The organism is Acinetobacter sp. Root1280 (assembly GCF_001425285.1).
In the GTDB taxonomy this organism is placed as follows: domain Bacteria; phylum Pseudomonadota; class Gammaproteobacteria; order Pseudomonadales; family Moraxellaceae; genus Acinetobacter; species Acinetobacter guillouiae.
The window spans coordinates 709,471-735,647 of record NZ_LMED01000001.1 but is presented as its reverse complement, the minus strand read 5'-3'; the positions used below and the strand labels follow the sequence as shown (position 1 = coordinate 735,647).

The window sequence follows — 26,177 nt, the reverse complement described above, 5'->3', positions numbered from 1 at the left end:
AAATTTGGATGCTATACTCGCACTTTAACTTCCTTCAAAACCAGCGCTTTTTTATGACACTTACGCCACCTTAAGTTTATTTACCTCTTCTAATCTGTAAATAACTCATCACTGTCTAGTGATGTGGTGTAGTCGTTTGTGTGTCGTATATCACATCACTAGCCTATCAAAAAATCAAAAAAATAGGCGCTATTTATGTTATCTAATATCCGAGAACAATGGTTCTCTAACATCCGTGGGGATGTGCTTGCTGGACTTGTTGTGGGGCTTGCACTCATCCCCGAAGCTATCGCTTTTTCAATTATTGCTGGTGTAGATCCAAAAGTGGGTTTATATGCATCATTTTGTATCGCCGTCGTGATTTCGTTTGTTGGGGGACGGCCAGCAATGATTTCGGCAGCAACAGGCGCTATGGCATTGCTTATGGTCACTTTAGTAAAAGAGCATGGCCTTGAATATTTACTTGCTGCAACAATTTTAACGGGTGTGATTCAAATATTTGCAGGCTATTTGAAGTTAGCGAAGTTAATGCGGTTTGTTTCTAAATCTGTAGTGATTGGCTTTGTGAATGCTTTAGCTATCTTAATTTTGATGGCTCAGTTGCCTGAATTTGTGAATGTGACGTGGCATGTTTATGCTTTGGTTGCATTAGGTTTGGTAATCATTTATTTATTTCCGCTCATTCCAAAATTAGGAAAAATACTGCCTTCACCGCTTGTGTGTATTATTGCAATTACGATATTGGCAATGAGTCTTGGATTTGATGTGCGAACAGTTGGGGATATGGGGGCTTTGCCTGATACGCTTCCAATATTTTTACTTCCAGACATCCCTTTGAATGTTGAAACATTGAAAATTATCTTGCCGTATTCATTCGCATTAGCGGCAGTTGGTTTACTTGAATCTATGATGACAGCGACGATCGTGGATGAAATGACTGATACACCAAGTGATAAATATCAGGAATGCAAAGGGCAAGGAATCGCGAATATTGCATCTGGTTTTATGGGAGGAATGGCGGGTTGCGCAATGATCGGTCAATCTATGATTAATGTGAAATCAGGCGGTTTTTCTCGCTTATCAACATTTTCAGCGGGTATTTTTCTTCTTATTCTTGTTGTATTTATTAGTGACTGGCTCAAAGTGATTCCGATGGCTGCATTGGTTGCTGTAATGATTATGGTCTCTATTAGTACCTTTGAATGGCGTTCTCTAACTAGCTTTAAAGCAAATCCTAAAAGTAGTAATGCTGTGATGATCGTGACCGTCATAGTGGTCGTGGCTACTCATAACCTCGCATTAGGTGTACTCAGTGGCGTTTTGCTTTCAGCGCTATTTCTTGCCATTAAATTAGAAGATGATATTCAGGTGAAGTCTACTTTTGAAGGTTCAGCACGTTTATATGATTTAAGCGGTCAGATTTTCTTTAGCTCTTCTGAAAAATTTATGCAAAGTTTTGACTTCAATGAGAAAATTTCAAATGTAATTATCGATTTGACTCACTCCCATATTTGGGATGTCACATCTGTTGCGATGTTGGATTCTGTTGTAAGCAAATTTCGTAAGAATGGAATCAACGTCACAGTACGTGGTTTAAATGAAGCGAGTTCAATTATGATCGATAAGTATGGCACACATGCCAGAATTTAAATTAATGAGACTCTATATTTATGTAGAGTCTCTAAAATCGGTATAATCTTAATTATGCAAGTACTTCGTAATATGAATTAGCTAAGATTCATTTATGGGATATATGCCACAAATGCTAAAACTAAAATCAGCAAGAGAGGGACAATAGTTTTAGCTTGTGAAATATTGATACAGCTGAAAAATACAATCAATGTAGTGTAAAAAAATAAAATGTTTGAAATAATTAAGATGCTAACTTAAGCCCAATGTCTAGCTTTTAAAAAAGATTCAAACTTAAAGTAATATTTACAGATTAAAATCAACGAAATATAGATTAGTATTTGATTTATCTCGAATTCCTTATCATTTAGAAAATTTAGTATTTGGAAGTAAATCTGTAGAGCTAAAAGTAAGCTAAAAAAAATAACACCTCTACGACTTGCTTTTTCTTTTACAGTTCTCATAAATCTAAGCGCTAAAATGCTAATTTCGCGTTAATTTTACAGTTTTTTTATATGTTAATGCTATAATTCTGACCAATATCCAGTACTTTCAAACGGTTAATACCATGCCACAAATGTTTATTGATTATTCTGACAATATTCAGAATTTAGATAAAAAGAAATTGATGTTGGGCTTAAATCATGCACTGTTTGATACAGGTTTAGTGGGGCACGCGCATGATATTAAATCCCGTATTCAATCAGTTTCGGATTATTTAATTGGCTTTGGAGATGAAAGTGGCGAGCAGAGTAATCAAGCATTTATTTTTGTACGTTTACAAGGTCTAAGTGGACGTACTGAACCACAAAAAGACTTAATGACTGAAAATTTATCGCAATTTTTACAGTCATTTGAAGATTATTCTGCACAGGGTTTAGAAATTCAGCTCTGTGTAGAGTTTGCTGAAATGCCACGAGAAATTTATAAAAAAGTTTTCGTGCAAAAATAATCAACTTGGGGCTTAAAAGATAGGCCCCAATCTTTTACTTATTCATTTCTGAGTTCGCATATTGCTTTAACCAGTTTTGGATATCGCGCTTGTAACTCAACACCATTGAGTAAATCTCTTTCAATCTCGCCCGCCGCAAAATCATAGTGATGTTCTGGATGTTGTAAATATACCGCATCACGAATCTCAGACTCTTCTTCATTTTCATGATGGACGCTATATGCTTCATCAGCAACATAGAGTAGACCCTCAGCCCAAGTGTCGCCTATATCAAAACTATATTTCCCGCTAACAAAGTTTTGAATATCTTCTTGTATGTCATCAAAGAATTCCTTGCCTTTGAGGATTAACCAACATCTAAAATAAATAAAACCATCATCTGATAAATAGGCATCGAAATTGAAAATACCATCTTTTTCAGTGAAATCAGATTCTAGAATTGTCGAGAGTTCTGTGATTTCAGCACTATAGAGTTGTGATAGTTTGAGCTGAAGTGTTTTTTCAAAAGTAATCAGTTGTTGTTTATCTAATTGAGATAAATATTGCACAAGATCTTGTAAATGCTGGTCAATATCATAATCAGACCAGTGAGCATTTTTGTTGTGGTTCGACTGGTCTATTGCGTCCCAAAATAATTTTTCTTCTTCTCGTAATGACATAAGTGATTCCATAAGGTTTAAGCTTAATTTTAATGCTAAAAAGCAAGTCTATCTGTTTAGTTTAAAGACTTAAGACTTCTATATCAGCATATTGCCAAATTTTATCTGCACTCATTTGATATATTTCATCTAAAAATGCGACATTAAAGCTCCCAACAGATTGGGCTTTTTCAAAAGCCAGTTTTCCTGCAATCGCAAAATGGATATGTGCAGAGATTGTTGCGATCGTGGCTGTTGTGACTGCACTATAAGCTGCAATTAATGCCCCTAAAGCGCAACCTGTTGCCGTGACTTTCGGCTGTAAAAAGCTTCCGCCATTGACCTGAATCACACTATTAAATTCTTTAGATAGAATAAAGTCAGATTCACCAGAAATTGCAACACATTCGGTATGAGTTAAAAGTGCTAAAGCCTGTAAATACACTTCATTGCTTGACACAGTACTGTCTACACCTTTCGATTCAACCTGATTTCCGGCAAGTGCACTGATCTCTGAAGCATTGCCACGAATAACATTTGGTTTAAGCAAAACCAATTGATCAACCATTTCACTGCGCCATTTGAGAAATGCACCATAACCAACAGGGTCGAGCACCCACGGTGTATTTTTACTTGCTACAGTTTGCGCTGAAATTTGCATGGCCTGCATTTGTTCAGAGGTTGGTGTTCCCACATTGATACTTAATGCCGCAGCAATAGAAGCAAAGCTTTCAGCCTCAAATGGGTTATCAATCATTGCAGGGGAAGCCCCAGCAGCCAATAAGACGTTGGCGGCATAATTTGCTGCAACACTGTTGGTGATGCACTGGACTAAGGGCTGTTGAGTTTGCAACTCAGTCAAAGCATCCACAACTTTTTGTAAAATGACATCAGTGTGGGTATGAAGTTGATCCGTTTGAGAATGTGTAATATTTTCAGGATGATTCATAAATGCTCCTTACTGAGTAAAGTAGTGGTCTTGGTGTTTGCAACTGCGACAAAATAATGTCACATAATTTTGTGCATCATACTCAACCGTTAATTCGTTTGAGCCACAATACATACAGCGCTTTTGCGAATAGAAATTTAAGCGTGGTTCAATCTTTTTCCAAGATTTCCACACAGGTTGAAAGAAGATACCTTCATCGTAGCCTAAAAATCGATAAAACAGTATTTCACTCATCCTACTTAATGGAATATTCGGTGGACGTGGCAGGGTTGAGGTTTCCCATTTTTCTGCAATTGCGCGTTCTCGATATTGTTGCACTGTTTTTTTGAGAATATTGGTATTAATAAAGTTTTCGTTACGAACTTGTAGCGCCTTTTTTTGATATAAATATTCAAGCGCAGTTTGAATTAGATAGAAAATTTGCCCAACGGCCAATGTGTCGAGTAGGTGATAACAGAAGATTTGGAAGTTTTTATTGCCCGAAATCTGGATACCCCACGTGCGACAATAATGTTGGGTAAACTGTACAATTTCTTGATACAGCACAACATAGAGTGCATTTTTCACTTCTTCGGATGTTTTAAATGGGATACCTTGGCTTAGATTTTCATAGAACCAATGGCGTAGTTGTGTTGCGATACTAAACATACTCGGTTCGGAATAACCATCCAAACGGACATTGATATAGTATTGGTGTGCATCATCACTAAAATCTTTGGCAACAAAAACATTGTCTTTAATCAGTTGATTGAGAAGTTGACTTTGAAAATAGTAATTGGGGGTAATGGGATGATATTTAATCACTTCCCAATCAATAAACTCTTGATGGTTGGTATTTTCATGCACCTGATTGTCTAAAATACTCAGTAAAAATAATTTATGTAAAAAACTGAGCTGGTCTAAACCTAATTCAAAATTATCTTTTTTCTTTAGCTTACGGGTTTCTTGCAAGCGAGTTTCTTTAATCAGCTTACGCCGTTTGCTTTGGCATGTTTCACAATGACAGTTGCGTTGATTGTTTTGAAAAACTTGATGATTGCAATGGCTACATTGGTGAAAACTGACTTCTTTCTCAAATTCTTCAGCTTCAACATAATACATACTTGCCTGACAAAGTGGGCAAAATGTACTTTCATCCAGCTGTTTTTGCAGAATTTGAAGCATAGAGATAAATATATAAATTATTAAGGACTTTTCATTATACACATCTATATAGATGAAAGCTGATTGCTTAAAATGAATGTTTTATAAAATATACATATTCGATGATGATTGAACCCATTGTATGATTATTCAATGATATTCAAAGACTAAATCTCAACGATTGAATCCAGTTGAGTGCAAGTTTAGATGTTTCGGAATGGGATCATTTTTTAATCTTTTCATCTGGACTGTACGTAGAATGCCGTTATGGTATTTTCTTGCTCAAAGCACTTAAAAACATTCAAATTGATCCGATTGAGAACCGTTATATGGGGCGCTTCGTTGCGTCAAAACATATTGACCATTCAGAATTATTGCAGGATAAAATAGCGCAGTCTGGTTTACATTATCATTTTGAAAAGCAAATATTCGTAATTCCTTTGCAAAAATAACAATGTGGGGCTTTGGGGAAATGAAGCTTGTATGGTTTAGCAGTTTATATGGTTTAAATGCGGTAAATAGAACGTATCTATTGATTCTATTTACCGATAAAAGGTGATTTAAACAATAATCCTAACGCTTAGCTGCCTTAGTAAGCAGCAGGGCACGGTAATTCAGAATCCTCAAAATGCTCCATTTTAGCCTGAAGCAATGCCTTGGCTTTTTTAGCTGGAACTTTGTGCTGTCCTAGCATTTCATATTGTTTTAAAAGCGCAGTCACTTCACTGGTTTTTAAAGGAATGCCTTCACAAGTCATAAACATCGCAATAACCTGATGATCTAACTTCGCTTTATCCAGCATTTGCATCGTTTTAATGTTTTCAACACGGACTATATGGTCTTTAAAAATCATGTTGCACCTCATTTTTTGTTGAGTATTTTTATTGTGCGATATACACAATATTAAACAAGCAAGAACTGTGCTCAAAATGTAGTCGCTTTGAAAAAAGTGTAATGTTGTGCATCGAGGTGTTTAATGATTTATCGCGCACCTACAGGTTGGTACAATCCATTACCCTTACCAATATGTGATTGATAGATTGGAATCCATGGTGCGAAGAATATATTTTGTTTCCATTCATTTAGCACATTAAAACCGTTACGTGCAATTGCGATACGATGTTGTACATTGGCCAGATTGGTTGCTGTGAATGGTGCGCGTATAATCAGATAGGGGGTGAAAATTAATTTAAATTTATTGATGCCCACAAAGATATCACCACGTAAGCCTAAATTCTCTAAACTCAGCGAGAGCATAAAATTATTAATTTTAGCAAAATCACGCATTATTGGCTTATCCCACATCGGCTGTAGAATTTTTTCCTGTTCATGAATACCAAAGCTGATAGCTGCATCTGTAGCCAACTTTTTAAATTTTGATGAATAAATACCTGATCTAAGCGCTTCTTCATCCGCGATTTTTTGTAATTGAAACGCTTGTGTCAGGGTAGATCCATAGCCAGTCAGTTGTTGTGCTAACACCAAAGCATCATAGTGTTGATGCATAATACTGAGTCCACCAATATCTGCCATCACATTGGCTTGCCCATTAATTAATTCATTATTGGCTTGAGCAATGGTGGACTGTAATGTGGGTACATTCATCCCTGCAATAATAACACTTTGACCATTGGTGACATTTAAGGGATCTAAAGCATTGGACAATGAGAAGGTTAATGCATACGTAGAACGGACATCATTGGCTACAAAAATACCCAGATTTGGCCAGAAGAATTTTGGATTGTTACGACTGAGTGCATCGTAATACATTAAAATAAAAGCATTAGTTGCAAGTAATATTTTTTGTTGTGACTGGTTGCCATAAGTATTTATAGCAAGCTGCGTAACTGTGGAAAATTGTTGACGAATTTTGCTACGAATATTTTCGTATTGTTGAATGGTGGAGGTGATAGACGGGTTGTATAAAGAGGTTTGATTATTGGCTATGTTGTAAAGTTGCTGGTACAGGTTTTTTTCAGATGTGTTGAGGTTACGTTGTACCATATTGGCATTCATATTGTAGGCAAGTTTTGAGAGTTGTGCTGGGCTCGCTTGAGTGGCATAGCTGGTTGCTGCCATTGTTTGTGTGGCATAAGGTACGACCAAAACAGCTGTAATACCGATGATACATCTCGTTAATATTGCTTTAAATCTGGATATGGTTTTCTTATTCATGGGGAACATCCTGTTAATTTGTTTTTTTAGAATTATGCTTATTTTGAATGTGTGCTATTCAAATGCTGTAGTTATAAATAAGAAAAAATAATTTTAAAATGTGCGTTCAGGACAAGCAGATGAATGGTTTTTCCAGTAAATGACAAAATTATGTGACAAGTAAAATGAAAATGGTTTCATTATAAAAATCAGAACAAATCGCCATTGTCATAAAACTGTCATCACGACATTGCATAGTGCAATAAATTTTACATATATTTGACATAAGAGTAGAGCAATATGGCATTTAAATACGGCGTTGCTGCATTAGCTTTAATGCTAAGCGGATCAGTTTTTGCAGCAGTCACCTTATCTGCGCCAGAAGAAATTGTAGTATTGGCGGTGAACGATCAAGAAGTGAATTCAGGTTTAATCCGTAAAAAGAATGAATATAAAGTCGATGCTGGTCAAGTTGCAGTAAGTGTTCGTTATCAACAATATTTTGAACATTTAAATGGTGAACACGACATTTTAAAATCGGGTGTGGTCACAGTGACAGCGCCAGATTTAAAAGATGGTCAAACTTATAAAATTGCTTTGGTAAATCCACCTCAGCGTTTTGAAGATGCAAAAAAATATGCAGAACAACCAACGATTGCGATTTATGACAATAAAAACCGTCTCGTGGTGCAACAGACTGGTGTGAATACTGAAGCGAAGCCTTGGTTAGGTTCTGGTTTATTCGGCAAAGTGATTGATTTAACTTCAAGTAAGAAAGCGCCAGTAAATCAACCAGCAGCTGTATATGCAACAACGACAAGCCAATCGCCAGCAACAACCTCAGTTGCTAAGACTACTCAAACCGTGAGTGATGCCAATTCGGCAGATCGCCAATTGATTCAAATCTGGCAAAATGCAAGCAAGGCGGAACGTCAGAAGTTTATGACTTGGTTAGCTGAGCAATAATTTGAAGTACATGTAAAAGACCATTTCGATGGTCTTTTTTGTGTTATAACAAAGTGTATTTTTGAAAAAAAGAATAAAAATGTTTGAAAGTTTTTTGATGTCAGATGATTTTCTTTATACAGTAGCGATCATTTTTACCGCTATTGGCTTATTTGCTTTTAGCTGGATTCCATATCGAGCTTATTGTATTACAGCGCAACTCTTTCAGAATAAATCTAATATTTTCCATTTTCTGGCTTTCTTTGCTAGTTTAGGTATTTTATATATCTGGTCAAGCTCATTTTATAAGCTAATCTTTAAATGTATTGCCGGCACTGCCCAAATGCATTGTTCGGGTAGTCGAAGTGGAGAATTGCTGATTCTCTTGGAGGTTGCTTTATCACTGGTCATTTTTGAATTGGTCTTATTTATCTTCAAGTTTTTAAAAAGCAAACTGTATGCAGCTTAATTTTAGAACAGCACGAATATCCGACATTACAAATTTAGTTGATTTGATTAATTCTGCTTATCGACAGCAAGAAGGTCGTAGTTGGACAAGTGAGTCACAAATTGTCACAGGTGATCGCATAAATGCCAAGTAATTAAAACAAACATTGGCTCAGAATAATTTTCAGTTATTTGTTGCTGAATTAGATGAGCAAATTGTCGCATGTATTGGTCTGACTTTTATCCAGCATGATGTGGAAATCGGCACATTTTGTATTGCAGCTAAATTCCAAAATCAAGGTATTGGCAAATATGTTTTAGATTTTGCTGAACAGTATCTGCATGAAAAAGTCCTATCTAACCATTGTCATTCCACGCATTTCGTTATGTGGGTTTTAAGTGTACGTCATGAATTGATTGCTTATTATCAACGCCGTGGCTATGTACAAACGGGTGTAGTGGCGGATTATCCTTTAAATGCAAATGTAGGCATACCTGTTGTAGATTTGCATTTAATTGAAATGAGAAAGAGGGTGCCCAGTAAAGTTTCATCCAATTAAAATAAAACCCTGAATAAATCAGGGTCTTATTTTTTCAAATTTAGGACTTAGCTAAAGAACCAAGTGTAATAGCCCCATAGCATGAGTGGCCATGCGACATAGGGACTAAATAACCATTTCCATAACCAAAACTGTGGCAGAAATCCTACCCCATGTATAAAGCCACCTGAAATACCAATCATTACCATCATGAGCGCACTATGGTTATAGTGACCATTGGCATCAAGCATTGCCCCAGGGTGAATCAACAATACCGCAGCAAGAGGCAATGCCATCAAAAACGAAATGGCCATTGCAAACTTATTCGGCTTTCTTTCTTTTGTTGTCATTGCGATCTCTGTCATGGTTTATTCCTCATCCAAATCTTGATGATGTTCAATATAGAGTGCACTTAAAACACCTGCAAAACACGCCATCAAGATCCCAAGAATCCAAGCGAAATACCACATAAATATTCTCCTATTTGCTTAGACACAGCCTTAGTATAGGCTGTGTGAGTTGTCTTGAACATGTTTGTTGGTGATAACGCCCCACATTTTGTAATAACACCATGTGGTATAGATTAAAATAATTGGCACAAATATAGAAGCAACCACAGTCATTACTGTCAATGTATTCTTACTTGAAACCGCATCCCACATGGTTAAACTTACAGTTGGGTTGATACTTGATGGCATTAGGAATGGGAACAGTGCAAAACCAGCAGTTAAAATTGATCCAGTCACCGCTAAGGTAGAACCTGTAAAGCTCACGCCAGCTTTGTTTTTACCAGCACCAAAGATAATCAGGATTGCGCCAAGGATTGCAGAAATAGGTGCAAGCATGGTGATTGGGTAAATTGAATAGTTATTCATCCAACCATGGTTACCTGTTGTTAATACTTCTTTCGCAAGCGGATTGGCAACAGCATTGGTATTAAATGGCTGTACCAAAGTATATCCTTCGATGCCACCAAAATATAACCAAGCACCCACGCCCAAGAAAGTGACTAAGAAGAGTATACCCATCAATTGTGTTGCTTTAGCAGAACGTTGACGTAATACACCATCTGTACGTAGCATTAACCATGCGCCACCATGTGCACACAGCATCGACAAACTTACAATTCCGCAAACCAGTGCAAATGGATTGAGTAGGGCAAAGAAGCTACCTGTATAAGTCGAACGTACAGTCTCATCTAAAGTAAACGGTACACCCAAGAACATATTACCAAATGCAACACCGAAAACCAGCGCGGGTACAGCACCACCGATACATAAGCCCCAATCCCAAGAATTACGCCATTGGGTATTTTGCAGTTTAGAGCGATAGTCAAAGCCAACAGGTCTAAGGAAGAGTGCAAATAAGACCAGCAAGAGCGCCCAATACATACCTGAGAAAGCCGTTGCATAAACCATAGGCCAAGCAGCAAATAGTGCGCCACCCGCAGTCACGAACCACACTTGGTTGCCTTCCCAATGCGGTGCAATGGTATTGATTGCTGCACGGCGTTCATCATCAGTTTTACCTACAAATGGCATCAGTGCCATTGAGCCCATATCGAAACCATCTGTGAGGGCGAAGCCAATCAGTAGAACACCGACTAAAACCCACCAGATAATTTTGAGAAGTTCATATTCGATCATGATTGATTCTCCCCAGTTTGAGCTTGCTGAGCTTCAAGTTTCTCGAAGTGATATTTACCTGTGTGTAAAGAGCTTGGTCCTAAGCGTGAGAATTTGATCATTAAATACATTTCGATAATCAATAACACCGTATAGAACGCGGCTAATGCAATGATTGATCCCCATACATCGCCAGTGCTTAAACTCGATGCAGAGAGATGTGTAGGCAACACTTCACCAATGGTCCATGGTTGACGACCACCTTCAGCTACATACCAACCTGTTTGTGCTGCAATCCAAGGTAATGGCAGTGCAAACAATGCAAATTTAAGTAACCATGGTTTATTTTCTGCATTACGTTTTGCCACAGCAAATGTTGCAAGAATAAACAGAAGTAGCATCAAGAAACCAGAAGCGACCATTGCACGGAAAGAGAAGAACAATGCAGTTACATTTGGAATGGTATCTTTTGTTGCTGCTTGAATATGTGCTTCAGAAGCATCTGTTACATTTTCAGTATATTTTTTAAGAAGTAAGCCATAACCTAAATCTTTTTGGTTTTCTTTGAACGATGCCATAAGTTCAGGCGAACGGTCACCAGCACGAAGTTTTTCAAGTTCGCTATATGCCACCATACCATTACGGATACGTGCCTCATGTTGAACCATCAAATCTTTAAGCCCGGTGACTTCTTTATCGAGTGAACGTGTGGCAATAATACCCATCGCATACGGGATTTTTATGGCATAGTCAGTACGTTGTTCTTCCTGATTTGGAATACCAAATAAAGTAAATGGCGCAGGTGCTGGATGTGTTTCCCACTCAGACTCAATTGCAGCCAGCTTGGTTTTTTGAACATCACCAAGCTCATAACCAGATTCATCACCCAATAAGATGACTGAAAGTGTAGACGCTAAACCAAAGATTGCAGCGATGGCGAAAGAGCGACGCGCAAATGGTAAATCACGTTTTTTCAATAAGTAATAACTTGAAATGGCGAGAACAAAGATTGCACCAGTCACATAACCTGCAGACACCGTGTGAACAAATTTCACTTGAGCAACTGGGTTAAAAATCAAAGCACCAAAGTCGACAAGTTCCATACGCATGGTTTCAAAATTAAATTCTGAACCGACAGGATTTTGCATCCAACCATTGGCAACTAAAATCCATAATGCTGATAAATTCGAACCCAGCGCAACTAACCATGTCACACTTAAATGTTGAACTTTTGAAAGGCGATCCCAGCCAAAGAAGAATAAACCAATAAAAGTTGATTCTAGAAAGAATGCCATCAATCCTTCAATGGCAAGTGGCGCACCAAAAATATCACCCACATAGTGAGAGTAGTACGCCCAGTTTGTACCGAACTGGAATTCCATGGTCAGACCAGTGGTTACACCTAAAGCAAAGTTAATACCGAAAAGTTTGCCCCAGAATTTGGTCATGTCTTTATAAATTTCTTTACCAGAAATCACATAAGTGGTTTCCATAATGGCAAGAATAAAAGCCAGACCTAGAGTAAGTGGTACAAATATAAAGTGATACATCGCGGTCATTGCAAATTGGAACCGCGAAAGATCGACCACGCTTTCAGAAATCATCAACGTGTCTCCTTGATTTGGGAAGGACTGCCAGCAATACGCTCAGCAACTTGGTTATCAAAATTTTTAGGAATAGTCGGCGCATCAAACCAGATATGTTTGATCGTCATTAAAAGTGCAATCTTAATTATTAATATGATTGCAATTTCCCTGACAAGCCGCCGGTTTAAATCGTTAGGTTTTAAGCTCATGCGTTAAGCCTATTATTTAAATATGCTTATATTATTAAACAAAACGCAACAAGAAATAAATAGATAAAACAGTTAAAATAAAAATATATTATTAAATATAAATTAAACAATTACTTAAAAATTTGTGTTGTTAAAAAATATACTAATTTTTATTGATTTTAAAGTTGATTAAAACACTTGTAATTAATAAAAATAAAACCTAGTAAAATAGTATTGTTTAGATTTTATTAAACCAACTAAATTGGTTTGAATTAAGTTTGGTGAGAAAATATTCCGATTAAAATGGTTGGTTTAAATTTTTGCTGAGTTTATTATTTTAGAAAAAATCCAATTGAGTAACAAATATGGGGGGAACAATAATCGTGATTTATGCTTAAATTTTAGTCATAATTAAAAGTTGAAAGATGTTTCTATTTTGATAGTTGGGTATTTATTTGATTATGTACAACTTCATCTATATTTGGATTTTTGCTGAAGTTCAATGATTTAAATTCCTGTTCATTTTATCTAATAAATTATAACTGGTTGAGCTGAAAGGAAATCACCATGAAATGTTTAGTTGTTATTGCTCACCCTGTAACTGATAGTCTTTGTCAAAGCTTGGCGAAGACCGCAATAGCGACTTTAATTGCCAATGGTCATGAAGTTGTGATTGAAGATCTGTACGCTTCTGGTTTTTCACCCGCACTGACAGATGAGGAACGTCAAAGTTATTACAGTCCTACATTTGATCAAACTGTTGTCAAAGAGAATATAGATGATTTACTTTCCACAGAAGCTTTAATACTGGTCTTTCCGACTTGGTGGTTTGGTTTTCCTGCAATGCTGAAAGGCTGGTTTGATCGTATTTGGGCTCCTGGAGTTGCTTATGATCATGCAAACGATTTGGGTGCAATTCAACCTAAACTCGACAACCTAAAATACACATTGGCGATTACTTCATTGGGTTCAGCTTGGTGGGTAGATCGTTTGGTACTTTGGCAACCAGTAAAACGCATATTGAAAATCGCATTATTGAGTACCTGCGCACCAAAATGCCATTTTCAAATGTTGTCACTGTATAAAGCTGAATCAGTTACTCAAGTTCAAATTGCGTCATTTTGTGCACGGATTGAAGCTAAAATTGCAACTTGGCCAAAATGAGGGCAAGTTATGATTGACTTAAGGTAGTGAAGTAATAAAGGTATTGGATGTGCTAACACCGAGTTAGACTTTTAATACTGATCTGAACTAAATAGGTGATTTGAGGTCGAAATTTTCTTGGCAATATAATGTGATTTTCTAAAACGTATTAAGATGATTTGAGATTGAAATTCTAACTCACCAAATTCTGGTTCGACTTGGATATAGTGCAGTTGTCCATTTTCATCACGGACCCGTGCTTGAGCTGAAAATCCTGGTCGTGCATTACCACTAGAGACTGTAGCCAATCGTCCAAGCAAGTCAACTTGATTCAACGTAACTTTAGGTTTTATCACCTGATCCAAACAATGAATCATAAACACGGTAAAGAAGATTGCAATCACCAATGCGGGTAAAACCACATAATACCAAGCGGCAAATACTTGTTTGCTTGCAAAGATAGAGAGCTGTAAAAAATAGCCTGCAAAACTAAAATTCAATAATAAAAAAACAAAAATAAGTACTTTAGAAAATTTGACTTGTAACAGGGGCGACTCAATGAGCCAATCTGGTGAAATTTTTTTCAGAAAGGTACTTGGCCGTAAGCCAATATAGTAGCCAAAAGTTTCTGCCATACTCAGCAGAATTAAAGCCAAGACACTGAGGTGAAAGGGCATTAATTCATGTTCAAATAAGAATCCAAGCATGGCAGTTTCCAACCTTATTCGTCCTCGATGTAAATACCACCATCTGAATGGACTGAAATATTTACTTTTTCAAGTTTATCACCCAGACATGGCCCTGAAATACATTCACCTGTTTCAACTTCAAACAAAGCACCATGCGTAGAGCATTGAATATATTCGCCGTCTTGGTCTAAAAACTGATTTTCAAGAAATTCTAGTTCAGTTTGTAGGTGAGGGCAGACATTTTGGTAGGCATAAAATGCACCATCACGTTGAGTGATAAAAATGGTGTCGCCAGTCATTGTGTCAAACGCACGTGCCTTACGCTCTTCAATTTCATCGGTCATTGCAATTTTTTCAGACATTTATGCACATTCCTTTTTGAACGTTTCGAGTAGATTTGCGTATTCTGCAACGTCTAGGCGTGGTCCAAACTTAGACACCACTTCACTTGAAATAAGAATAGCAAGTTGTGCCGCAGTTTGTAAATTTTCACCATTATTTAAAGCATATAAGAAAGCACCTGAGAATGCATCACCAGCACCATTTGCATCTACTGCATTTACTTTACGACCTTGAACATAAAAATGCTGTTTTTGATCTGCGACTAATGCACCTTTTTCACTTAGTGTAATCACCACATCAGTACTTAGTGTTTTTAATTTATTCAGCGCTGCTTCAACAGAGTCAGTTTCTGTATACATCATGGCTTCTTGTTCATTACAGAAAATTAGATCCACACCATCATCGATTAGTTCATTTAGACCTTGGCGTGCATATTGCACCATTGCCGGGTCAGATAGGGTCAATGCGATTTTAACCTTGTGATCACGGGCAATTTGACGTGCTTGTTTTACGGCTGCGCGTGCTGAATCACTTGTAGACAAGTAACCTTCGATATATAACCATTGCGCTGTTTTTAAAGGTTCAAAATCCATTTGTAGATCTGAAAGTTCTGCAGTAATGCCGAGATAAGTTTGCATCGTACGTTCTGAATCTTCACTGACCAGAACCATACATGTACCCGTAACACCTTCACTGATCGATTTTTTCGAAGTTTTGATGCCTGCTTCATTTAAGCCGTCGAGATAAATTGTGCCTAGATCATCATTTCCAACACGGCACGCATAAAATGCTGAAGAACCTAATGCACTGAATGCCACTGTGGTATTGGCAGCTGAACCGCCAGATGCTTGACCTTTATAATTTTGGCTGGCTTTTAAATTATTGTATAGCTGAGTTTGAGACTCACCATCTGCGAGTTGCATGGTGCCTTTTTGCAAATTTTGTTCAGCTAAAAAGAGATCTGATACTTTAAATTCTTGGTCAATGAGCGCGTTACCAATTGCAAAAAGGTCAACTATAGCCATGTTCTTCATCACATCAATGTTAAAAACATAAAGTTTACACGAATGCTCAGCTTTACAGTAGTTTGTTGAAAAAATTTCAATTACATTTGTCAAATATGGTTTGTTGGAATTTTATAACTTGATGGTGTACTGAACAAAACCTGTTTTTGAGATGATTATTGCGTAATTTAAGCCATTGTGTTGATCAGTGTGCGTGATTAAATTAGATTGTTTCACGGTGATTGATTGAGATCGCTGGGTTAGGTTTTGTTTAGAAATAAACATAGGCATAAAGTTAAAACTGTCTACAGACCCTAAATATATTGGAGGTTGAGTGAATATTTTAATTCAACAGGTAGATCAATTGCCTGCGCAAATTCAAGATTTAGCCGTAGTTGCTGAAAAAGAAGGGTTTCATTTTATTCAACGTTTGGTTGATGAGTTTCAGCAAGGCAGCAATAAATTTAATCGACATGGTGAATTTTTATTGGTTGCGTTTGATGGAGATAAACTGGTTGCATGCGGTGGTTTAAATATTCAAATCAGTGAAGATGGTGAAACAAAGCAGAACCTTGAAACTCAGCATAAAATTGGTCGGGTACGCCGTTTCTATGTGTTGCCTGAATACCGAAAAACTGGATTGGGTAAAAGTTTATTGCTCGAACTTGAAAAAAGAGCAAAATCTAATTTTTCTGCCTTGTGCTTAAGTAGTGAAAAAGATGCAGCGCCATTTTATCAAAAGCAAAATTATGTTTTTGTCTCAAATCACCCAAATTATAATTACTTCAAATATTTAATTTAGTGAGTTTGGAAATCCCTTGCTCTATAGCGCTTAACTCTGAGCAACAGCATAATTTGAAAATGGTGCTGCTGGTTTATAGCTATAGGCTTTAAGATACTTCTTATTTTTGGAGATGAATCCATGTTGATCTCCAAAAAAGTTTTCTTGGTAAACATACTAAAAATAGCCTAAGCAATTCTTTTCTATAAAAAGCTCTTAATACAGATAACACTTGTTTAATCATTTTCAGGGAAAGCCTATTTAGATTGGTTCACAACCTTTACTCATTATCGGAATACATAGAAAACATTAGCCTAAAAAGGCTCGAAGCATCACTAATTAAAATATTGAGTTAAAAAAAGTTAAGTTTTACAGTGATGATGGAATCTTTTGATCATCACTTTTTTATTTAGCTCATTGCTGATTCTTGATATTTGAACAGCAAGTCGTGATGAATCCTGATTGATTTACTAAGAATTAGTGTTAGGAATGAATCGCATTTATTAAAGTTTCGGTTATACTTAAACGTATAGATAAACATTTAATATTGGAGATCGCATGACTGTAGATGTCACTGAAACCTTATCTCAAACTGTTCATCCTGCGTTTCAGCTGGTACGTCAACACCATGTAGAAGCTTTAGACATTTTAGTGTCTGAATATAAACATAAAGTGACTGGTGCAATGCACTACCATTTAGCAACAGATCATGACGAAAATGTGTTCCTTGTTGCTTTCCGTACTCAACCGATGGATTCCAAAGGTGAGGCACATATTCTTGAACATACAGCATTGTGTGGTTCAGAGAAATTCCCAGTACGTGATCCATTCTTTTTGATGATTCGTCGTTCATTAAATACTTTTATGAATGCGTTTACAGCAGCTGATTGGACCGCTTATCCATTTGCAACCCAAAATAAAAAGGATTTCCAAAACCTTTTGGAAGTCTATTTGGACGCGGCTTTTGCGGCCAATTTAAATCCATTGGATTTTGCTCAAGAAGGTATTCGTATTGAGCTGGAAAATGGTGAGCCTGTTTATAAAGGCGTGGTATTTAATGAAATGAAAGGGGCAATGAGTTCACCGTCAGATCAGCTTTATCATCAGCTTGCGCATCATTTGTTCCCGAAAACAACCTATCATTATAATTCTGGTGGTGATCCGAAGGATATTCCTGACCTAACTTATGATGAGTTAGTGGCGTTTTACAAATCACATTATCATCCGAGTAATGCAGTATTTATGACTTTTGGTGATGAGCCTGCTTATAAACTGCAAGAACAATTTGAAAAGTTGGCGCTGTCTAAATTCAGCAAAGGTGAAACGATTTACTCTAAAGAAGAGCAAAGACTAACAGCTCCGATTGAAGTACAAGAAACCTATGCTGTTGATGCAGAAGATTTAACAGACAAGACCTATCATATTTTGTCTTGGTTATTGCCAAAAACCAGTGATGTTAAACTTCGCTTGGGTATGCGTTTGGTTGAAGGCATTCTTTTAGAAAACTCTGCTTCGCCGTTGCGCCATTATTTAGAAACATGTGGTTATGCACAGTCTACAGGTCCAATCATGGGTGTAGATGATTCTAACTATGAAATGACGTTCTATTGTGGAGTTCAAGGTTCAAATCCTGAGCATACTGAAGAATTTAAAAATGGCGTGCTTAATATTCTTCAAGATGTTGCTTCTAAGCCTATCGATAAAGACATGGTTGATGCAATTTTGCATCAAATTGAATTACATCAACGTGAAATCAGTGGTGATGGTACGCCGTATGGTTTAACACTGATCCTCAATGGTTTGGGCAATGCAATTCATCATAATGATCCAATCCATGCTTGGGATGTAGATACTGCCATTGCAGAAGTAAAAGAAGAACTCAAAGATCCGATGTGGTTATCCAACTTGATTCAAGTTCATTTATTGGATAACCCGCATCGTGTACAAATGACTTTAGTTCCAGATGCAAATAAATCTGCTCAAGAAGCAGAAGATGAAAAAGCACGTTTGGCGAAAATTGGTGAGGCTTTGTCAGAAGCAGATAAAGCTGAAATTATCGCCCAGACAGAAGCTTTAAAAATTCGTCAAGAAACACCAGATGATTTGAGCTTATTACCTAAAGTTGGTTTGGAAGACATTCCAGCTGAATTGGCCATTGTTCAAGGCCAATTGCGTGAAGTGATTTGCAATGGGGTAGATACACCATTAAATCTGTACCATGCAGGTACAAATGGAATTTACTACCAACAAGTATTGATTCAAATACCAGATCAAATTGTAAAATCGCCTTATTTTAACTTACTGTCTGTTCTCATGGGAGAAGTCGGTGCGGGAGAATATGATTATCTTGAACTTCAACAGTTACAGACGGCAGTCAGTGGCGGTTTGGGAATGGGCGCTTCACTTCGTTCTAAAACCGATGACAAAGGTCAAATTAGTGCATGGTTGACCTTAACAACCAAATCTTTAACGGATAAGTTTGATGCAATTCAGTTGCTTAAATTGGCTTTTGAGCAACTACGTTTTGATGAAAAAGATCGTATTATCGAACTTTTACAACAACGTAAAACACGTTGGGCTTCTCGTTTATCGGGTTCTGGACATAGTTATGCAATGCAAATTGCCTCACGTCATATGAGTGCGTTGGCAAAACGCGATTATGACAATACAGGCCTAGGCGCATTGAATTGGCTAGGTGATTTGATCGCAAAAATTGAAAAAGATGATGCGGCATATGATGCGTTTATAGATGAGTTAAAATCAATTCATAAAGGCTTAATGCTTGCACCAAAACAATTTTTATTGGTGTGTGAAGAGCATCATTCAGAGCGTTTAGTTGAAGAAGTGCAAACGGTTTGGGATAAACTTGCAGTTGATCAATCTCCTGTCTATTTAACGCAAGTGGCTATGGATGAGAGCAATGCAGATCAAGCTTGGTTAATTCAAGCCAATGTTCAATTTTGTGCTTCTGCTTACCAAGCTGTAGATGTTGCCCATCCAGATGCAGCGCCGTTGATGGTGCTTGCAGGCTATTTACGCAATGGTTTCCTACATAGTGCTATTCGTGAAAAGGGTGGTGCATATGGTGGGGGCGCAAGTTATGATGGCAATGCTTGTTCGTTCCGATTCTATAGTTATCGTGATCCACGCCTTGCAGAAACTTTCCAAGACTTTGAAGCAAGTTTAGATTGGTTGTTAAACAAAGAGCAGCATGATTATCAGCTTGAAGAAGCTATTCTCGGTCTGGTTTCCAGTATGGATAAACCTGGTTCACCAGCAGGTGAAGCCATTACTGCATGCTATGCATTGCTTCATGGACGCACACCTGCGTTTAGAAAGCAATTACGCGAGCGCTTATTAAACGTTACTATTGACGACCTTAAGCGTGTCACACAAACTTATTTACTTGAGCAAAAGCCTGTAAGAGCTGTAGTCGCTCCAGTTGCCAAAAAAGAAGTGTTGGAACAATTAGGTTTTGAAATTAAGAAAGTAAATTAACCCTATAAATTCTTTCTGGAGAATTCTATGTCGTTCAAAAATTTTGAACGTACACCATTGAATCTGAGCATCTTAATGATGCTCAGTTTTGGTTTGGTGACCATTGCTCATGCAGATGATACTGCACAAGTGAATCCTGCAAGTACGCAAGCCTGTGTTGCACTCGAATCTAATGCTGACCGTTTGGCTTGTTACGATAAAATATTTAAAATACCTACAGTTGCTCCGCAAGTTTTGGTGTCAGAGCAACGTGCTGCCTTAGATATTCAAAAAGCCGATGTTGAACCTGAAACCCTCAAAGATAAAATCACCCAGAAAGCAGAAAATTTATTTGCGATTCATGGCGATAAAATTGATCCGAATACCTCATTACTTGATCGACGTTGGGAGCTTTCTCAAGACAGTAAATTAGGTACGTGGAATATTCGAGCGAACCAACCTGTATATTTACTTCCCGCATTTTGGACCAGTAAGAAAAATGAATTTCCACAGAGTCCAAATCCTCAAAACACCGTGGATGAAGATCAAAATTTAAAGTCGATGGAAGCGAAATTCCAGATTTCTTTAAAAACCAAAGCTGCCGAAAATCTGTTTGGGAACAATGGTGATGTTTGGGTCGGTTATACCCAATCTTCTCGCTGGCAAGTTTATAACAGTGAAGAGTCTCGTCCATTTCGTGAAACAAATTACGAACCTGAAGCGAGTTTGATTTTTAGAACCAATTATAATTTATTAGGTTTAAATGGTCGCTTACTGGGTCTGACTTTGAATCATCAGTCAAACGGACGTTCTGATCCGCTATCACGTAGTTGGAATAGGGTCATTTTAAATCTTGGTTTTGAAAAAGATAATTTTGCCTTAATGGTACGTCCGTGGTATCGCATTGAAGAAGATTTTCAGGATGACAATAACCCTGATATTAAAAATTATATCGGTCGTGGTGATTTGACCGCATTCTATCGCTGGAATGACAATGATTTTTCTTTGATGCTACGTCACTCTTTAAAAGGTGGGGATGACTCGCATGGTGCAATGCAATTTGATTGGGCATTTCCAATTAAGGGCAAGTTACGTGGGCATTTTCAATTGTTTGATGGTTATGGTGAAAGCTTGATTGATTATAATCACCGTGCGACCTATGTTGGTCTAGGTGTTTCGTTAATGAATTGGTATTAATCATTTAAAATAGCGTTGATTGGCTAGATTTAAATAAGAAGCTGTCTTTATACAAGGCAGCTTTTTTGCTTCTGATTATTGAGTTATAGGGAGTAGCTGTAGTTTTATTTGGGTAAATAAAGGGAGATCCTATAGCACTATTTTTATACTAGATTAAGTATGGCAACAATCTAAGTACGAATGATGGAGGGCACTTAATTGTAGCGAAACAACCACTTCTATTGCCTCATGAAGCCGACTAATTCTTGTTTCAATAAATATAATCATAGAACTGTATACAGTACCTAAAATATATCCAGATAAAGCTATGCTTGATGAAATAAGCGCTTAATCAATAGAATAGACGCAATAAAAAACCACGCTATTTTTAACGTGGTTTTTTATAATTTAGCTATTTAAAGGCTTTATTTACGAAGTGCTGACTGTTGAATCTTCATCCTCTGAGGCTTTTTGTTCAGGTTCAACCAAAAAACCACCTGTCTGTCTATGCCATAAGTGTGCATAAATACCATTTTGTGCGATCAGTTCCTCGTGAGTACCTTGTTCTGCAATTTGACCTTGATCTAACACAATCAAACGATCCATTTGAGCAATGGTTGAAAGACGGTGAGCAATCGCGATCACAGTTTTATTTTGCATTAACTCATCTAAGCTCGATTGAATTGCAGCTTCAACTTCGGAGTCTAAAGCACTGGTTGCTTCATCCAAGATTAAAATAGGCGCATCTTTTAAAAATACACGTGCAATGGCAATACGTTGACGTTGACCACCAGAAAGTTTTACCCCACGCTCACCAACATAAGCATCATAGCCAGTACGACCTCTTAAGTCTGAAAGTTGCGGAATAAACTCATCTGCTTTGGCTTTTCTTACTGCTTCATACATTTCTTCATCAGTCGCATCAGGACGACCATATTTGATATTTTCCGCAACTGTACGATGTAATAAAGAGGTATCTTGGGTCACAAGCGCAATATTTTTTCTTAAACTGTCTTGAGTGACTTCTTCAATATTTTGACCATCAATGGTAATTTTTCCATTATTGATGGTGTAAAAATGTAAAAGTAATTGAATTAATGTAGATTTTCCAGCGCCTGAACGTCCAACAATCCCAATTTTTTCACCCGGTTGAATGTTTAAATTAAAGTGATCAATGACTTTTTTGCTGTTATAAGCAAATGTGACATCGCTAAATTTAATATTACCTTGAGTCACAACAAGTGGTTTGGCATCTTCTTTGTCTTGGATATTGATCTGACGACCTAAAGTTTGCATACCATCTTGAATTGTTCCGACATTTTCAAATAGGGCAGAGGTTTGCCACATCATAAACTCAGCCATACTGTTAAGTTTAAGAATCATGGCTGTTGTTGCTGCAATCACACCAATCGCTGCTTGACCCTGTAACCATAACCAAACGGCAGTACCTAAAACCCCAAAGAATAAAACGGCTGTCAGCAAATTGATGCAAAGTTCATATGCAGTGCCTAAACGCATTTGTTTGAACACTGTACGCATAAACTCTTTCATTGACTCTTTTGCATACTGGCTTTCGCGTCCTGCATGTGCAAAAAGTTTTACTGTCTGAATGTTGGTATAGGCATCGGTTACACGCCCAGTCATCACCGCACGCGCATCGGCTTGTTCTTTGGAAATTCGTCCTAATCTTGGAATGTAATATAACGCTGCACTAACAAACAACGCCAACCATAATAAAAGTGGAATCAATAAAATAGGAGAAATTGATCCCAATACAATGCTGATGGTGATGAAATAGATGACAACATAAGTCACCATGTCGCCCAAAATCACCCAAAACTCACGTACCGCTAGCGCCGTCTGCATGACTTTGGCTGATAAACGTCCAGCAAAATCATTATGGAAGAAGTCTAAGCCTTGGCGTAGCATTAGATTATGAAATCTCCAACGTAAACGCATTGGAAAACTACTGTATAAAATCTGATGTCTGATAATGGATTGCATACTGGCAAAAAAGATATTTGCCAATAAAATACAACTTAAAAAGATCAAATTTTCACGATGCTTTACTAAAAAGTCTTGAGGTTTAGACTGTGTCAACCAATCGACTAAATGTCCGATTTGTGAAAAAAATAAAGCTTCAAAACTAGCTGTTGCAGCAGTGAATAATATTAAAATCAATAAATAACGCTTAACACCAGTCGCAGCTTGCCAAACAAATGGAAAGAACTTGGTGGGTAATGGTTCGTTTAAACCTTTCGACGGATATGGATCTACTAACTTTTCAAACCATTGCAGCAACATAAAATCCTCGTGGAAATTTTATAGATTGATTAAATTGTAAAATATTGAAATGAAGTTACAACCTGAACAGCTTAAATTATTTTAAGGCAAATTCAGCAGAAATTGGGAGAATAGTGGGGTAATGTAGATTGTATAGTTTTCGTGGAAATTACACCAGTTATTTATATCGAATAAAAACGATTTATACTGTGCTTAAAGCTTTTTAAAAAAACTTATCGATTCAATCAGGATTGCCCAATGAATATAGATTAGCCATTGAGCATCCTAAAAAACTGATCAAATTTACTTAGCACAGTGTTAAAACGCTAAATGTCTACTTTTTTATTTTGGGTTTTAAATCATTTACAAAGAGTATCAATCCAAACAGTATTGGACTACTCAGTATGCATAAGGCCACAAAAGAGATGCTATTGCCATAATTTACACTGAATAAAAATAAAGCCGAGATGATTAACGCAAATGCGATAACTTTTACCAGTTTCACATGTTGCGCTAAAACAGACAATTTACTTTTCTGAGTCTTGGTGATCTGCTTTGAGCTGACCAAATACAAGCTATAACTGGCAATCAGGATCAGGAGAAATGCAAATGCCAATATCATGACACAGACTCCTGCGCTTGTTTTTGTTCCAGCTTTTTCTTGATCTTCGCCACAGCTTTGTTTTGAATCGGTGTGATTCTTTGATGTAAAAAAATCGCTAAAATGGCAAATAACCAGATCATTAAGTCCACACGTAAAAATAACCAATAGTCCTGTAATGAATGAATATATTGATTAGAAATCAGATAGTAGGCATTTAAAATAGGCAAGGCTAATGTCATGGCAATCAGTAATTTGAGCTGAGTTTTCCAGAGATATTGTTGTTTTGTGCAGAGCGCAATTATAAAACTGAATAACCATAAAGTGAAAAATGTATAGACTTCATAATTCGGTGTATCTGCTTGAAGTTGCACAAAACGATTGGCATATAAATAACCCAACATCGCAATAGGTAAACCAATAATCATCGTGGTATTGAGTCGATTTACCAGATAATGCCCAAAGTGAAAATGATCATTTTTCTTTTGTAATTGTCGTTTTAAACTCCAGAGCAATAAGCCCGAAGCAATCATTGCACAGCCCAGAAGACCAGAGAAAAACAAGCCTAAACGTAATAAAGGTTGGGCGAAATTCGCCATATGCAGCCCATACATACTGGCATTTAATGTTGCAATTGCACTGTTATTACGAGTATTCCCAATTAAAGCACCAGTAGCGCCATTAAAGCTAAGTTGTGCTTGATTACGTGTAATCGAATGATCTTCTAAGGCAGTAATCGTGAGCTTGGCAAGCTGTGTATTTGGTTGATCTAAGGTAATGTTATCAATATTAGTTTTTCCCCATTGCTGTTGGGTTTGTTGCAGGAAATGTTGAATAGATAACATATTCTTCGGCTGTGCTTGTTGAACCTTGTTTGCAGTTGAAACATGACGAATTTCATCAAAATACTGATATGGATTATCTGGATAGGCTTTTTTCATCCCTGCGGGGAAAAGCAGATAGAAAAAGATCGCTAAGCCGGTAAATGTAATGGTTAAGAAAAAGGGCAATGCGATTACCGAACTTACATTATGAAAATCTAAATATGAACGCTGACCTTTAAATGCTCTTAAGGTAAAGAAATCGGTAAATATCTTTTTATGGGTAATAATGCCTGAAATCAAGGCTATAAACATAATTAACGCTGCAAAGGTGACTATCAAACGCCCAATCGAATAAGGCATTCCATAAAGCTGATAATGAAATCCATAAAAGAAATCACCGCCTTGTGTGGCAGAAAGACTCAATTCTTTACCTGTATTGGCATCTAAAGTTTTACTTTCATAACCACCATCTGCTTTTTGCCAATAAATTTTATTTGCAGGGGTATTCTGGTTTGCAACACCGATATACCAACTTTTTGCATCTGGCGCATTTTTTTGCAAATAAGTAAACGCAGACTGTATAGCGGATTCCTGTTTGATTTGCATACTCGCGAATTGTGGTTGCATCCACATACTAATTTCATGGCGATAATATGTTGCAGAACCCGTCAAAAAAATTGCAAATAACAGCCAGCCGAAGGTAAGCCCGATCCAAGAGTGTAACCATGCCATAGATTGACGAACAGATTTATGCATGAGTTAACCTATAAACTTGGAAAATAGGAAAAAAGTAGCAACCAGAGCTAGGCTGATCAGCGTAAGTTTTTTTAAAGAATGTATACAAAAGCTTAGAATCACAAAAATAATGTAAAAAATAAGTGCGCTAAATGCCGCCAAGTAAATAGATTCAGCTTTGGCAAAATAAGGATAAAACACATCAATTAAAGCTAAGGATACTAAATAACTGCACACATAGCCCATACCAAAAGCCAGTATAAAACGATAGAGCACTGATAAAGGGTAGAGCACAATCTGCATAACGATCACTTTCTTGCAATTGAA

Annotated in this window: 26 protein-coding genes and 1 pseudogene; 10 read left to right on the top strand and 17 right to left on the bottom strand. The window is 37.1% G+C overall.

Features of this window, described 5'->3' with window-relative positions; genetic code table 11:
• Positions 1-195: 195 nt before the first annotated feature.
• Positions 196-1,650 (top strand): SulP family inorganic anion transporter, encoded by a 1,455-nt coding sequence (locus ASC84_RS03510; protein ID WP_056511767.1) that lies wholly within the window; start codon positions 196-198, stop codon positions 1,648-1,650.
• A 547-nt stretch (positions 1,651-2,197) separates the two neighbouring features.
• Positions 2,198-2,581: a 5-carboxymethyl-2-hydroxymuconate Delta-isomerase gene (locus ASC84_RS03500; protein WP_056511760.1), complete on the top strand. Its 384-nt coding sequence runs from the start codon at positions 2,198-2,200 to the stop codon at positions 2,579-2,581.
• Between the two features lie 38 nt (positions 2,582-2,619).
• On the opposite strand, the gene ASC84_RS03495 is transcribed toward ASC84_RS03500, so the two are convergent.
• The 3 genes from ASC84_RS03495 to ASC84_RS03485 form a co-directional block, all read right to left on the bottom strand.
• Positions 2,620-3,240 carry a DUF4240 domain-containing protein gene (locus ASC84_RS03495; RefSeq protein ID WP_056511758.1) on the bottom strand — a complete coding sequence of 207 codons (621 nt, stop codon included), beginning with the start codon at positions 3,238-3,240 and terminating at the stop codon, positions 2,620-2,622.
• A 61-nt stretch (positions 3,241-3,301) separates the two neighbouring features.
• Positions 3,302-4,168, bottom strand: coding sequence for a hydroxyethylthiazole kinase (gene thiM / locus ASC84_RS03490; RefSeq protein WP_056511754.1), 867 nt, complete (start codon positions 4,166-4,168; stop codon positions 3,302-3,304).
• 9 nt (positions 4,169-4,177) lie between these two features.
• Complete coding sequence (locus ASC84_RS03485) at positions 4,178-5,332, bottom strand: hypothetical protein (RefSeq protein WP_004719663.1); 1,155 nt, start codon at positions 5,330-5,332, stop codon at positions 4,178-4,180.
• A 170-nt stretch (positions 5,333-5,502) separates the two neighbouring features.
• On the opposite strand from ASC84_RS03485, the gene ASC84_RS03480 reads away from it, so the two are divergent.
• Positions 5,503-5,763: a DUF6678 family protein gene (locus ASC84_RS03480; protein WP_081409309.1), complete on the top strand. Its 261-nt coding sequence runs from the start codon at positions 5,503-5,505 to the stop codon at positions 5,761-5,763.
• Between the two features lie 137 nt (positions 5,764-5,900).
• On the opposite strand, the gene ASC84_RS03475 is transcribed toward ASC84_RS03480, so the two are convergent.
• On the bottom strand, positions 5,901-6,164 hold the full coding sequence (locus ASC84_RS03475) for a hypothetical protein (RefSeq protein ID WP_004719666.1): 264 nt from the start codon (positions 6,162-6,164) through the stop codon (positions 5,901-5,903).
• A 128-nt stretch (positions 6,165-6,292) separates the two neighbouring features.
• Entirely contained in the window at positions 6,293-7,486 is a 1,194-nt protein-coding gene (locus tag ASC84_RS03470; RefSeq protein WP_056511751.1) for a hypothetical protein, read from the bottom strand.
• 279 nt (positions 7,487-7,765) lie between these two features.
• Between ASC84_RS03470 and ASC84_RS03465 the strand changes: the two genes are divergently transcribed.
• From ASC84_RS03465 to ASC84_RS03455, 3 genes and pseudogenes are all read left to right on the top strand, one after another.
• Positions 7,766-8,431 carry a DUF2057 domain-containing protein gene (locus tag ASC84_RS03465; RefSeq protein WP_056511748.1) on the top strand — a complete coding sequence of 222 codons (666 nt, stop codon included), beginning with the start codon at positions 7,766-7,768 and terminating at the stop codon, positions 8,429-8,431.
• Positions 8,432-8,492: 61 nt separating this feature from the next.
• The gene (locus ASC84_RS03460) at positions 8,493-8,879 is read left to right on the top strand and encodes a hypothetical protein (protein ID WP_162242515.1); all 387 of its coding nucleotides are present in this window, start codon (positions 8,493-8,495) and stop codon (positions 8,877-8,879) included.
• Positions 8,869-9,417 (top strand): annotated as a pseudogene (locus tag ASC84_RS03455) (GNAT family N-acetyltransferase). The gene ASC84_RS03460 and the pseudogene ASC84_RS03455 overlap by 11 nt, the downstream one beginning before the upstream one ends.
• Positions 9,418-9,464: 47 nt before the next feature.
• On the opposite strand, the gene ASC84_RS03450 reads toward ASC84_RS03455, so the two are convergent.
• From ASC84_RS03450 to cydP, 5 genes are read right to left on the bottom strand one after another with little or no spacing between them, the layout of a single operon-like run.
• Positions 9,465-9,761, bottom strand: coding sequence for a cyd operon YbgE family protein (locus tag ASC84_RS03450; protein ID WP_056511744.1), 297 nt, complete (start codon positions 9,759-9,761; stop codon positions 9,465-9,467).
• A 3-nt stretch (positions 9,762-9,764) separates the two neighbouring features.
• Positions 9,765-9,866 (bottom strand): cytochrome bd-I oxidase subunit CydX, encoded by a 102-nt coding sequence (cydX, locus tag ASC84_RS03445; protein WP_002120988.1) that lies wholly within the window; start codon positions 9,864-9,866, stop codon positions 9,765-9,767.
• 30 nt (positions 9,867-9,896) lie between these two features.
• The gene (gene cydB, locus ASC84_RS03440; RefSeq protein WP_004719675.1) at positions 9,897-11,042 is read right to left on the bottom strand and encodes a cytochrome d ubiquinol oxidase subunit II; all 1,146 of its coding nucleotides are present in this window, start codon (positions 11,040-11,042) and stop codon (positions 9,897-9,899) included.
• Positions 11,039-12,625, bottom strand: a complete 1,587-nt coding sequence (locus ASC84_RS03435; RefSeq protein WP_004719676.1) for a cytochrome ubiquinol oxidase subunit I — start codon at positions 12,623-12,625, stop codon at positions 11,039-11,041. The genes cydB and ASC84_RS03435 overlap by 4 nt, the downstream gene beginning before the upstream one ends.
• Positions 12,625-12,816, bottom strand: a complete 192-nt coding sequence (gene cydP / locus ASC84_RS03430; RefSeq protein WP_056511741.1) for a cytochrome oxidase putative small subunit CydP — start codon at positions 12,814-12,816, stop codon at positions 12,625-12,627. The genes ASC84_RS03435 and cydP overlap by 1 nt, the downstream gene beginning before the upstream one ends.
• Before the next feature lie 546 nt (positions 12,817-13,362).
• On the opposite strand from cydP, the gene ASC84_RS03425 reads away from it, so the two are divergent.
• A complete protein-coding gene (locus ASC84_RS03425) occupies positions 13,363-13,959 on the top strand; it encodes an NAD(P)H-dependent oxidoreductase (protein ID WP_056511738.1) in 597 nt (198 codons plus the stop codon).
• Between the two features lie 71 nt (positions 13,960-14,030).
• On the opposite strand, the gene ASC84_RS03420 is transcribed toward ASC84_RS03425, so the two are convergent.
• From ASC84_RS03420 to ASC84_RS03410, 3 genes are read right to left on the bottom strand one after another with little or no spacing between them, the layout of a single operon-like run.
• Positions 14,031-14,645, bottom strand: coding sequence for an OB-fold-containig protein (locus ASC84_RS03420; protein ID WP_056511924.1), 615 nt, complete (start codon positions 14,643-14,645; stop codon positions 14,031-14,033).
• A gap of 14 nt (positions 14,646-14,659) precedes the next feature.
• Positions 14,660-14,971, bottom strand: coding sequence for a Rieske (2Fe-2S) protein (locus ASC84_RS03415; protein WP_162242519.1), 312 nt, complete (start codon positions 14,969-14,971; stop codon positions 14,660-14,662).
• 18 nt (positions 14,972-14,989) lie between these two features.
• Positions 14,990-15,994: an adenosine kinase gene (locus ASC84_RS03410; protein ID WP_056511736.1), complete on the bottom strand. Its 1,005-nt coding sequence runs from the start codon at positions 15,992-15,994 to the stop codon at positions 14,990-14,992.
• 313 nt (positions 15,995-16,307) lie between these two features.
• Between ASC84_RS03410 and ASC84_RS03405 the strand changes: the two genes are divergently transcribed.
• From ASC84_RS03405 to ASC84_RS03395, 3 genes are all read left to right on the top strand, one after another.
• Complete coding sequence (locus tag ASC84_RS03405) at positions 16,308-16,775, top strand: GNAT family N-acetyltransferase (RefSeq protein WP_056511734.1); 468 nt, start codon at positions 16,308-16,310, stop codon at positions 16,773-16,775.
• Between the two features lie 537 nt (positions 16,776-17,312).
• The gene (locus tag ASC84_RS03400) at positions 17,313-20,252 is read left to right on the top strand and encodes an insulinase family protein (protein ID WP_056511732.1); all 2,940 of its coding nucleotides are present in this window, start codon (positions 17,313-17,315) and stop codon (positions 20,250-20,252) included.
• Between the two features lie 27 nt (positions 20,253-20,279).
• Positions 20,280-21,428, top strand: coding sequence for a phospholipase A (locus tag ASC84_RS03395; RefSeq protein ID WP_004719690.1), 1,149 nt, complete (start codon positions 20,280-20,282; stop codon positions 21,426-21,428).
• Between the two features lie 408 nt (positions 21,429-21,836).
• Here the strand turns inward: ASC84_RS03395 and ASC84_RS03390 are convergent, their stop codons facing one another.
• The 4 genes from ASC84_RS03390 to ASC84_RS03375 all read right to left on the bottom strand — a co-directional run bounded on the left by ASC84_RS03390 (position 21,837) and on the right by ASC84_RS03375 (position 26,153).
• Positions 21,837-23,708, bottom strand: a complete 1,872-nt coding sequence (locus tag ASC84_RS03390; protein WP_162242518.1) for an ABC transporter ATP-binding protein — start codon at positions 23,706-23,708, stop codon at positions 21,837-21,839.
• 316 nt (positions 23,709-24,024) lie between these two features.
• Positions 24,025-24,312 (bottom strand): hypothetical protein, encoded by a 288-nt coding sequence (locus ASC84_RS03385; protein WP_056511726.1) that lies wholly within the window; start codon positions 24,310-24,312, stop codon positions 24,025-24,027.
• Complete coding sequence (locus ASC84_RS03380) at positions 24,309-25,871, bottom strand: PepSY domain-containing protein (RefSeq protein WP_056511723.1); 1,563 nt, start codon at positions 25,869-25,871, stop codon at positions 24,309-24,311. Before ASC84_RS03380 ends, ASC84_RS03385 begins: the two co-directional genes overlap by 4 nt.
• Positions 25,872-25,874: 3 nt before the next feature.
• Positions 25,875-26,153 (bottom strand): hypothetical protein, encoded by a 279-nt coding sequence (locus ASC84_RS03375; protein WP_056511720.1) that lies wholly within the window; start codon positions 26,151-26,153, stop codon positions 25,875-25,877.
• Positions 26,154-26,177: the final 24 nt, after the last annotated feature.

Bases quoted from the DNA above. Each gene is read 5' to 3' on its own strand.
- ASC84_RS03470 (WP_056511751.1), bottom strand. From the start codon at position 7,486: ATGAATAAGAAAACCATATCCAGATTTAAAGCAATATTAACGAGATGT.
- ASC84_RS03450 (WP_056511744.1), bottom strand. From the start codon at position 9,761: ATGACAGAGATCGCAATGACAACAAAAGAAAGAAAGCCGAATAAGTTT.
- cydB (WP_004719675.1), bottom strand. From the start codon at position 11,042: ATGATCGAATATGAACTTCTCAAAATTATCTGGTGGGTTTTAGTCGGT.
- cydP (WP_056511741.1), bottom strand. From the start codon at position 12,816: ATGAGCTTAAAACCTAACGATTTAAACCGGCGGCTTGTCAGGGAAATT.
- ASC84_RS03475 (WP_004719666.1), bottom strand. From the start codon at position 6,164: ATGATTTTTAAAGACCATATAGTCCGTGTTGAAAACATTAAAACGATG.
- ASC84_RS03385 (WP_056511726.1), bottom strand. From the start codon at position 24,312: ATGATATTGGCATTTGCATTTCTCCTGATCCTGATTGCCAGTTATAGC.
- ASC84_RS03465 (WP_056511748.1), top strand. From the start codon at position 7,766: ATGGCATTTAAATACGGCGTTGCTGCATTAGCTTTAATGCTAAGCGGA.
- cydX (WP_002120988.1), bottom strand. From the start codon at position 9,866: ATGTGGTATTTCGCTTGGATTCTTGGGATCTTGATGGCGTGTTTTGCA.
- ASC84_RS03500 (WP_056511760.1), top strand. From the start codon at position 2,198: ATGCCACAAATGTTTATTGATTATTCTGACAATATTCAGAATTTAGAT.
- ASC84_RS03395 (WP_004719690.1), top strand. From the start codon at position 20,280: ATGTCGTTCAAAAATTTTGAACGTACACCATTGAATCTGAGCATCTTA.
- ASC84_RS03375 (WP_056511720.1), bottom strand. From the start codon at position 26,153: ATGCAGATTGTGCTCTACCCTTTATCAGTGCTCTATCGTTTTATACTG.
- ASC84_RS03410 (WP_056511736.1), bottom strand. From the start codon at position 15,994: ATGGCTATAGTTGACCTTTTTGCAATTGGTAACGCGCTCATTGACCAA.
- ASC84_RS03510 (WP_056511767.1), top strand. From the start codon at position 196: ATGTTATCTAATATCCGAGAACAATGGTTCTCTAACATCCGTGGGGAT.
- ASC84_RS03425 (WP_056511738.1), top strand. From the start codon at position 13,363: ATGAAATGTTTAGTTGTTATTGCTCACCCTGTAACTGATAGTCTTTGT.
- thiM (WP_056511754.1), bottom strand. From the start codon at position 4,168: ATGAATCATCCTGAAAATATTACACATTCTCAAACGGATCAACTTCAT.
- ASC84_RS03485 (WP_004719663.1), bottom strand. From the start codon at position 5,332: ATGCTTCAAATTCTGCAAAAACAGCTGGATGAAAGTACATTTTGCCCA.
- ASC84_RS03380 (WP_056511723.1), bottom strand. From the start codon at position 25,871: ATGCATAAATCTGTTCGTCAATCTATGGCATGGTTACACTCTTGGATC.
- ASC84_RS03415 (WP_162242519.1), bottom strand. From the start codon at position 14,971: ATGACCGATGAAATTGAAGAGCGTAAGGCACGTGCGTTTGACACAATG.
- ASC84_RS03400 (WP_056511732.1), top strand. From the start codon at position 17,313: ATGACTGTAGATGTCACTGAAACCTTATCTCAAACTGTTCATCCTGCG.
- ASC84_RS03435 (WP_004719676.1), bottom strand. From the start codon at position 12,625: ATGATTTCTGAAAGCGTGGTCGATCTTTCGCGGTTCCAATTTGCAATG.
- ASC84_RS03420 (WP_056511924.1), bottom strand. From the start codon at position 14,645: ATGCTTGGATTCTTATTTGAACATGAATTAATGCCCTTTCACCTCAGT.
- ASC84_RS03495 (WP_056511758.1), bottom strand. From the start codon at position 3,240: ATGTCATTACGAGAAGAAGAAAAATTATTTTGGGACGCAATAGACCAG.